Source organism: Paenarthrobacter sp. CM16 (assembly GCF_013179505.1).
Lineage (GTDB): Bacteria > Actinomycetota > Actinomycetes > Actinomycetales > Micrococcaceae > Arthrobacter.
In genome coordinates this window covers 1-9,154 of sequence record NZ_JABMCX010000192.1, presented here as the reverse complement: position 1 = coordinate 9,154, position 9,154 = coordinate 1, and the positions used below count along the sequence as shown (strand labels likewise).

9 protein-coding genes are annotated in these 9,154 nt (G+C 64.3%); 6 read left to right on the top strand and 3 right to left on the bottom strand.

Annotated elements, in window-relative coordinates:
• A partial coding sequence (locus HP499_RS16180; protein ID WP_172325249.1) for a PLP-dependent transferase occupies positions 1-301 on the top strand: 301 nt, incomplete at its 5' end.
• Positions 302-311: 10 nt separating this feature from the next.
• Positions 312-959, top strand: a complete 648-nt coding sequence (locus HP499_RS16175) for a hypothetical protein (RefSeq protein WP_172325248.1) — start codon at positions 312-314, stop codon at positions 957-959.
• Here the strand turns inward: HP499_RS16175 and HP499_RS16170 are convergent.
• Together HP499_RS16170 and HP499_RS16165 are read right to left on the bottom strand one after the other, a co-directional pair.
• Positions 956-2,152: a glutamate--cysteine ligase gene (locus HP499_RS16170; RefSeq protein WP_172325247.1), complete on the bottom strand. Its 1,197-nt coding sequence runs from the start codon at positions 2,150-2,152 to the stop codon at positions 956-958. The genes HP499_RS16175 and HP499_RS16170 overlap by 4 nt on opposite strands.
• Before the next feature lie 212 nt (positions 2,153-2,364).
• Positions 2,365-3,888, bottom strand: coding sequence for a UDP-N-acetylglucosamine 1-carboxyvinyltransferase (locus HP499_RS16165; RefSeq protein WP_026543347.1), 1,524 nt, complete (start codon positions 3,886-3,888; stop codon positions 2,365-2,367).
• 210 nt (positions 3,889-4,098) lie between these two features.
• Between HP499_RS16165 and HP499_RS16160 the strand changes: the two genes are divergently transcribed.
• Positions 4,099-5,106, top strand: coding sequence for a WXG100 family type VII secretion target (locus tag HP499_RS16160; RefSeq protein WP_172325246.1), 1,008 nt, complete (start codon positions 4,099-4,101; stop codon positions 5,104-5,106).
• Between the two features lie 125 nt (positions 5,107-5,231).
• Positions 5,232-5,582, top strand: a complete 351-nt coding sequence (locus tag HP499_RS16155; protein WP_172325245.1) for a hypothetical protein — start codon at positions 5,232-5,234, stop codon at positions 5,580-5,582.
• Positions 5,583-5,651: 69 nt separating this feature from the next.
• Here the strand turns inward: HP499_RS16155 and HP499_RS16150 are convergent, their stop codons facing one another.
• Complete coding sequence (locus HP499_RS16150) at positions 5,652-6,386, bottom strand: siderophore-interacting protein (RefSeq protein WP_172325244.1); 735 nt, start codon at positions 6,384-6,386, stop codon at positions 5,652-5,654.
• A 101-nt stretch (positions 6,387-6,487) separates the two neighbouring features.
• On the opposite strand from HP499_RS16150, the gene HP499_RS16145 reads away from it, so the two are divergent.
• Together HP499_RS16145 and HP499_RS16140 are read left to right on the top strand one after the other, a co-directional pair.
• Entirely contained in the window at positions 6,488-8,638 is a 2,151-nt protein-coding gene (locus HP499_RS16145; RefSeq protein WP_172325243.1) for a penicillin acylase family protein, read from the top strand.
• Positions 8,639-8,696: 58 nt separating this feature from the next.
• Positions 8,697-9,154, top strand: a 458-nt coding sequence (locus HP499_RS16140; RefSeq protein WP_172325242.1) for a GNAT family N-acetyltransferase, incomplete at its 3' end; no start/stop codon positions are given.

Below are 9,154 nucleotides of genomic sequence, written 5' to 3'. Positions count from 1 at the left end.
CGCGAAGCAGATGAAGGCCGGAGGCACTGTGCTGACCTTCGAGCTGCTCCCTTCCGCGGGACGTTCGGCCAAGGATTCCGCGTTCGCACTGCTCGATGGCCTGCGTGTAGTGGACATCTCCAACAACCTGGGCGACTCCAAGTCCCTCATCACCCACCCGGCCACCACCACCCACCGGGCCATGGGGCCGGAGGGGCGGGCGGCGATCGGGCTCAGCGACGGCGTGGTCCGTTTGTCTGTGGGCCTGGAAGATGTGGATGATCTGATCCTGGATCTGGAGAAGGCCCTCAAGCAGGTCTAACCTTGCTGCCATGAGCGGGAACCATCCCTATCGCCGTGCCGGAGCGGTCATCGTTGCCGGCACGGTGGTGTGGTTCGTGGGAATCTCGCCGGTCTCGCGCGTCTACATGACACCGGACGACGCCGAACGCTTGCGCATGCTGACCTCCGGACGGCACGGTTGGATCGTGGGTCAGCACCTTACCGCCGTGGGAACCGTCGCCGTGCCAGTTGGATTCGCCGCGTTTGCCCGTGCCGTTCCAGACAAGAACGCCGTTCCGGACAGGGATGCCGTTCCAGGCCACAACGCGCCACGTGGGAATGCGAAGAGGTGGGCTATCGCTGCCGCCGCAGCATTGCTCGCCGGCGCCCCGTTCTTCGTCCCCAGCCTCGCCCGGCGCGCTGCTGACATTGAGGGTTTTGCCTACCGCCATGGATCCAACGCGCCTTTCCTGGCCTATTCCGGGTTGCATGTTGTGGCGTTGGCCGCCTTGGGCGGGAGTCTTCTTTCCTTGCCCACAAAACGCTGGATCGGCGTCACGGCCGCGGCCAGCGCACCAATCTACGGCGCCATTCTGGTAGCAAAAAAGGACATCCCGCCGTTCTGCTTCTACTTGGTGGAAGGCCTCACCGGCGCCTACTTGATGGCATGGGAAGAGCCGGAAGCCGGCAAAGCCTAAGGCCTCCTGACCCGGGACAACATGGGCGCAGGCTCCTTGTGCGCGTCGGCAGAGGTTCCGCGAACCGTCACCTTCACTGCATGCCCGACGACGGCGGCCAGGGCTGCGCTGGCGGGTGGACTGCCCGCCTGGTTCTGGCTGCCTCGCTTCCTGTTGTTGTACCGCACCGCCGCTTCCCGTTGCTCGCGGGCGCCGTTCCCCCGCTCCAGCAGATCTGAGATCCCCTCTTTGACCAGCTCCAATTCGCCTTGGTCATCCAGCACTGGGCTCACGTAATCCACCAACGCCCAGACCACACCCGCTGCCGGCTGGGGACGGAAATCACCGAAGTCCAGAAGGTCTCCACGCAACCCCGCATTGCTGGCCTGCCAACTCGCCATCCGCAGGAGTGCCGTGGGCACCGCGGTGGGCTCAACGCCGTCGAGCATTTCCAAGGAAGCCGTCTCAACCAAAGCCCGCACCAGCACCGCAATCAACGCGGCGTCCTCGGCGCGAAGGCAGACGTCGGCCACACGGACCTCCACGGTGGGGTGGTTCCGGGAGATGCGGGCATCGAAGTAGATCATGCCCTCATCCAGGATCACGCCCGTTTCCAACAGCCGCTTCACGATGCGTCGGTAGGCAGTGAGTGATCCGAACACGGCCGACGGTCCAGAGGTGGGCCAGCGGTTCCATGCCTGGGTGCGGTAGCTGTCGAAACCGGTAGGAAGGCCTCGCCAGAAGGGTGAGTTGGCAGTGAGCGCCGTGAGCACGGCGAGTTTGTCCCGGATGTGGTCCAGCACCACCACACCTTCCTCGGGGGACTCAACAGAGGTGTGCACATGGAATCCGCACGTCAGTTGTTCCGTGGCGATGATGCCGAAGCGGTCCAGCATCGCGGCATAGCGGGGATCCGGGGTGGTGTGGGTGTTCGAATCCAGCGGGGAGGTGGCGATCGCGGCAACCCGCGCACCGTGCTGTCGGGCCGCTTCATTGGCCATGGCCCGGCCGCGGCGGATCTGATGCAGAAGCTCACCGTAGCTGTGGCAGGGGCGGGTCTGCGTCTCGATCTGCTCCAGCTTGAGTTCGTGGCTGAGGCCCGTTGCGGACGCCGCCTGGTTGTGGCCCGCGAGCAGCGCATCCGCGAGGGCAAGAGGCTCTCCCGTCACAGGATGGACGATGAGCAGCTCTTCCTCAACCCCGAAAGTCCGCATGCTCCATTCTGCGTCAGGAGGCCGGTAGAGGACAGTGGCTGGAGGGGCAGCCGCGCACTCTCAAAGGCGCAGCGAGGACCGCCCCCGTTTCCGCCATTCGCACCAGAGCGAGCTGGCGCGAACGGCGGAAACGGGCGCGCCGCCGATCCGTTGCTGGCGCGAACGGCGGAAACGGGCGCGCCACTGATCCGTTGCCGGCGTACGCGTGGAGCCTAGTCCTGGAAGTACTCGATCTTGGCGCCGATGGTGTTCAGGCGCTCGGCCAAGTCCTCGTATCCACGCTCAATCACGTAGATGTTGCGGAGCTCGGACGTACCACGGGCAGCCAGCATCGCCAGGAGCAAGCACGCGGCAGGACGCAGGGCCGGCGGGCAGCCGATCTCCGCGGCACGCCACTTGGTGGGTCCATTGACGTAGATCCGGTGCGGGTCAAGCAACTGCACCTGGGCGCCCAGCTTATTGAGCTCCGTCAGGTAGATGGCACGGTTTTCGTAGACCCAGTCGTGGATCATGGTCTGGCCTTCGGCGTTGCCTGCGATGACTGCGAAGAACGGCAGGTTGTCGATGTTCAGGCCGGGGAACGGCATGGGGTGGATCTTGTCCTGGGGAGCGCGGAGCTCGGATGGCTTGGTAGTCACGTCCACCAGGCGGGTCCGGCCGTTGCGTGCCATGTACTCCCCGGAGATTTCGAGGTTCTGGCCCATCTGCTCCAAGGTGGCGAGCTCGATTTCCATGAACTCGATGGGGACACGGCGGATGGTGACCTCGGAGTTGGTGACAATCCCGGCGGTGATCAGGCTCATTGCCTCGATGGGGTCTTCGGAGGGGAAGTACTCGATTTCCACGTCGATGGCGGAACGGCCGGTGATCTTCAGCGTGGTGGTTCCCACGCCCTGGATCTCCACGCCGAGTCCCTGCAAGTAGAAGCAGAGGTCCTGGACCATGTAGTTGGGGCTCGCGTTCCGGATGACCGTGGTGCCCTCGCGGTGTGCGGCGGCCATGATGGCGTTCTCGGTCACGGTGTCGCCACGTTCGGTGAGGACGAAGGAACGGTCGTGTCCATCAGCGGGCGGCGCAGTCACGGAATAGAACCCGGACTTCGCTTCGACGTCGAGCCCGAACTGGCGCAGCGCCTGCATGTGCGGCTCTACTGTGCGGGTTCCGAGGTCGCAGCCACCGGCGTAGGGGAGCAGGTATTCGCTGGTCTCGTCCAAGAGCGGACCAAGCAGCATGATGACGCTGCGGGTACGGCGGGCAGCGTCCACATCCATGGAACCCAGGTCCAGGACGTCGGGCCTGCGGATGCGGAGGTCGCTTCCGTTGAGCCACGTGCATTCGACGCCGATGGACGTCAGGACTTCAACAATCCGGTTGACTTCCTCGATCCGGGCCAACCGGCGCAACGTGGTGGTGCCGCGGTTGATCAGGCTGGCGCACAGAAGGGCCACGCCTGCATTCTTGCTGCTGTTGACATCCACTTCTCCGGAAAGGGTCCTGCCGCCCTCAACCCGGAGGTGGGTCATCTGGGGCTTGCCCACTTTGACGATTGATCGGCCGAAGATGGCCTCGAGCCGCTCGATCATCCGAAGGCTGAGATTCTGTTTACCTTGCTCCATCCGCGCGATTGCGCTTTGGCTGGTTCCAAGCTCGGTAGCCAACTGCCCCTGAGTCCACCCTTTTTCGCCACGGGCGTTGCGGAGCAGAAGGCCGACGTGTTCAGCGGTAGGTTGCGTCATATCCAAGAAATATCACAGGTGAGCTAGAAGTGCCGTCCAAAACACCGTTTGAGCGGCAAACGTCACAATGTACCCGAACTGTGAGATATGGAGCACGACGGCGGGTGCTCGCCTCGGGCGAACGCTTTCCGCGAGCCAGCGCCGGGCAGAGGTACCCATTGCGATCCCCGGAGCAATGCCAAAGCATGGAGTCAAAGCTCAGGGGGAAATATGCCTTTCTACGGCGCCGACGTCGAACAACTCAAAGCACTCTCCAAGACCCTGGCCAACGGTGCGTCACTGTTGACCAGTCGGGCCCGGGAACTCGATTCACTAATAGGGCAGGGACTAACCGGCCATGGGGGCGGTTGGCAGGGCCAGGACGCCAAGCGCTTTGCCGCAGACTGGCAGGGCCGGCTGAGGCCATTGCTGGAAAGAACCACGCGCGGATTGGAAGAAGCCTCGCAGTCAGTGCTTACCAACGCGGACCAGCAGTCCTCCGCTTCCACTGAAGGTGCAGGCAGCGGCGGCTCCGGTGGCAGTTCGGGGAGCAGCGGCGGCTCCGGTGGCAGTTCGGGAAGCAGCGGCGGCTCCGACACCACCAAAACCGCAGCCAACCCGAACCCCGGCCAGCCCACACCGCAGGAAATCCTGGACCAATACCAGGTCAGCGATGCCGAGGTCACCAAGTGGCCCGGGGACTGGGACCCCCTGCGCTTCGTGGTGGACCAAAGGGAGGTCACCGAGAAGGAAGCGGAGCTCCTCAACGGTTTGGGCCCTTTCGAGATGAACGCTTTCAAGGACATCCATGACGACGCCTTCAGCACAGCAGATGACCGCTTCCCCAGCGCCGACCGCAACGACGACCAGAACGACGCCTTCCGCCATGCGTACTGGAACGCCCTGATGGTCAAGGAGTTCGGTGCGGACTGGGCGGAGGATTACGCCACCGCCCACGAACAACTCCCCGGTAATCCTGCGCCGCGTGAGGCGATGGATCTGTACAACAATGAGGTGGGCCGCAATGTGGCCATAGCCAACCCGGATGCCAGTGCTGAGGAGCTTGCTGATTTGATCGAGGAAGCCGTGAACAACGGCGATACCGTGGTGGTGGGACAGGACCTGCTGCCGCACCCATCCAACGAGGTCCCCATGGACCAGACCGGCGACGCCAACAATGCCGAGCCCGCCCCCGGCGAGGACCCGGAATTCAACGACGAGTCGAGGACCACCTCGTGAGGATCCAACCACAAACACAGGCACGACGACGGATGCGGACCCCTGCTGGCCGCGTCACCCTCGCGGGCCTGCTAACTCTCATCCTGGCCTGCGCCCTGGCCGCCTGTTCACTAGGAGGATCCGTCATGCCCGAATCGAATGAGAACCTCAACAGCCAGGTCCTTGAGTCCGCAAAGAACGGGACGGCCCTGAAGTTGGCTGACGCCACGGACTTCGAGTGGGACCAGGCAGGATTCGTGACGGAGGGGACCCCGGCCAAGGACATCGAAGCCGCCTTCGGCGAGCCGCTGACCAAAGAGAACCGCTACACAGCGTCCCCTGCGTTGTTCGTCTTCTTGAAGGACGGGAAGGTGGCCAAGGCGATCCGCATCGTCCCGGATGCCTTCTTCGGCGCAGACTCACAGAAGAAGTATGGCCGGGACGTGGTCCTCACCCCTCCGGAAGGACAAAAGGGCTTCCTTAACTGGCGCGAGTAACGCTTCAACACAGCAGGAGCGCCGCGGCACCTAAACGCGGTGCCTAACGCCGGTGCCTAAACGCGGTGCCTAAACGCGCCAGTATCCCAAGGCATCGATCCGGTGCTTGTCCACGCCCAGCGTCTTCCGCAAGTGCTTGACGATTGCCCGGGTACTGGAGGCTTCACAGGCGATCCAGAAAAAGTCCTCTTCCACGGACACACTCTCCGCCGTGAGCGCATCGCAGACTTCCTCAACCAGGGCGGCACCGTCGCGTTTACGCGGAACCCAGGTGACGACGTCGGACTCTGACGTCCGCACCTGGAGTGAGGGATCGGCGTCGTGCTGGTATTCAAGCCAGGCGGTGACAGGAGCTGCGCCGGCTGCGGTAAGTCCTCGTTCGTCCAGCAAGGAGTTGATGGCCGGGATCGAAGCGGGATCTCCCACCACCCAGATCCGGCGGGGAACCGGCTGCGGGAAGGTGAAGGAACTGCCTTGGACGGTGGCGTCAATGGTGTCGCCGGGCTGAACGGAGCGGGCCCAGTCAGCCGCTACCCCGTTGTGCATGGCGAAGTCCATACTGAACGTTCCGTCCGCAGGGGATGCGTTGATCAAGGTGTACGCGCGCTGGTGGGCCTTGCCGGAATCGTTGAACCACAACCGGATCCACATGGTGGGGTGCAGGCCGCTGCGCTCCAGGAGCCCGCCGTCGCGCACGTGCACCCGGAAGAAGTCGGGGGTGATTTCTTCGCGCCCCGTGACCTCCAGGGTGAAGTCCTTGGCGCCCATGACTTTGAGGACGACGCCTTCCCAATTGCGCTTCAAGCAACACTCCTTCACGAATGTCCACGATTTGTGAACGGGGCCAAAGCCATTTATCTTGAACTTAAGTAAGCCTAACCTAAGCTCGAAAGCAGCCAGAGATTATGACGCCTGCCCCGATGCACCCTTCCGCCCCGGCAGGCGGCCCCGGAAGCTACCGCGATCAGTGGGGGATCCCGCACTTATGGGCGGATTCCGCGGACGATCTCGCCTTTCTCCAAGGCATGAATGCCGCAACGGACCGCTCGTGGCAGCTCGAGTTGGAGCGCTGGCGTTCGGAAGGCCGGACAGCGGAAGTCCTGGGCGTTGACGCCGTGGTCTGGGACCGGTTCGCCCGCCAAGCCCAGCTGGACGACACCGCACGCCGCTGTTTTGAAAACCTCGACACCGACACTCAGCGGTGGTGCGCAAGTTACGTGGCCGGCATCAACCAGGCACTGGCAGACGGACGCCGTGGCGGCCCGGAATTTCAAGAATCCGGCAGCGAACCTGAACCGTGGAACCCCTGGACCCCGCTGGGGGTCTTCCTGGTGCACCACATCCTGTTTTCAACCTTTCCCAACAAACTGTTCCGCGCCCACGTCGCCCGGACATTGGGTGAGGACGCCGTGAGCCTGTTCAGCATCGAAGCTCCCGTCTGGTCCGGCAGCAACGCCTGGGCCGCGCACGGCTCGACGACGGCAAGCGGGCTCCCGCTGATCGCCGGCGACCCCCACCGCCTCATGGAACTCCCCGGCGTGTACCAGCAAATACGGCTCGCCTGCCCGGAGTTCGACGCCGTTGGCTTCGCATTTCCCGGCGTACCCGGCCTCCCGCACTTCGCCCACACCGGGCACACCGCCTGGGCCATCACCAACGCCATGGCCGATTACCAGGACCTCTTCGAGGAAGAACTGCGCTGGGTCACGGACTCCACCGGGGAACGCATCGAGGCGCGGGGAGCGCAAGGGTGGGAAACCGCCGTCGTGAGCGTGGAAACCATCACCGTCCGCGACGGCGAGCCGGTCACCACTGAGGTCATCGAAACCGCACGCGGCTCGGTGATCTCCGAAGCGCCCGACGGCGATGCGCTGAGTTTGCGCTTTCCCGCCCGCGTTGAACGGCGGCTGGGTTTTGAGGCCCTCCTGCCGTTGCTGCGGAGCCGGAGTGTCTCCGAGGTGGAAACGGCCTTCGACGCCTGGGTGGAGCCCGTCAACAGCGTTGTGGCCGCGGACACTTCCGGAGCCGTGCGGCACTTTGTTGCCGGGCTGGTTCCGCAACGCAACCCCGCCAACCGGCGCCTGCCTGCTCCAGCCTTCTCCGACCGTCATCAGTGGGAAGGGCAGTACGTGATCCTGCCGCGCACCGAGGTGGACCGTTTTGCCGTGAGCGCGAACGATCGCGCGGCCGGAGGGGGTGACGCCGTGGCCATGGAATTCGCCCCGGCGCATCGGGCGGCGCGCATCCGCGAACTGCTCGAGTCGGCGTCGGGGCCGTTGTCCGTGGACGACATGCAGACCATCCATACCGATACCCAACTGGGTCCGTGGCCTCTGTTCCGTTCGGTGCTCTCCGGGGTGTCCGTGGATGACTCGTCCAGGAAAGGCGGTTTGTCCAAGGCGGGCGGTTTGTCCAGGAAAAGCGAGGGCGTGCGTTCGCTGCTGCTCGAATGGGACGGCCGCATGGATGCCGGCAGCCACCACGCTGCAGTGTTCGCGTCATGGCGGGGCTCGTTGGTCCGGAGGCTGGCACAGCATCCCGCACTGGCACCGTTGAACGAACCAACCGGCTACTCGCCGTTATTCGGACCCTGGTTGTCGGTGGCCTCCCGCATCGGCTTCGCGCTGGAGACGCTGCTGGTCCGAGGCCGCGAACTGGGCATCAGCATGGATGCGGAAGCGGCTGCGGCACTTGAGGACGTCGCGCTCGAAGAATCCCGGGGGCTCTCCTGGGGCGACCGGCATCAGCTTCTGGCCGTGCATGTCCTTCCCGGCCCGCTGGCCTCCTCGGCCCCCCGTGCCGGCCTCAGCGGAGATACCGGCTGTGTTCTCTGCACCGAGAGCCTGCCCGGCGTTGATGACCGAAGCTTTCGTGGACCTGTGGCCCGCTACGTCTGGGACCTCTCGGATCGGCGCAACAGCCGGTGGATCGTCCCGTTCGGGGCTTCCGGCACACCGGAGCACCAACACTTCGCCGACCAACTACCGCTCTGGACCGCCGGAGAACTCACACCCGTGGTGACCGACTGGTCGCATCTGGCCAAAGACACACCCTGACCCATTCCGCTCCACGCATCAAGCCCGCATCTACCACGCATCAGCCCCGAAGGAAGCCATGACCACCGTTACCCAGGACTTCTCTGTCCGAGCCACCGTCTACTCCGAGGACCTCGAAGGATGGGGCGCGCTGCGGCTAGTCCCGCTGGTTCCCGCCGAGGACATTGACCTCATCTTCGAATGGGTCACCCAACCCCGTGCCAGGTTCTGGGGAATGACCGAAAACTCCCGCGAGGAAGTCCAAGGAATCTACGAGTTCCTGGACTCCTTGGAGACCCACCACGCGTTCCTGGCCATCCTTGATGGGGAACCGCTGGCCCTTTTCCAGACCTACGAGCCACTGCACGATCCCGTGGGCGAGGCCTACCCCGCGCGGGAGGCGGACATCGGCATGCACCTGCTGCTGGCACCGGCTACCCGGCCCATCCCGCACTTCACCCCGCGGCTGGGCACGTCCTTGATCAAGTACATGTTCTCCCTGCCCGGCAAGGACCGTATTGTGGTGGAGCCCGACTC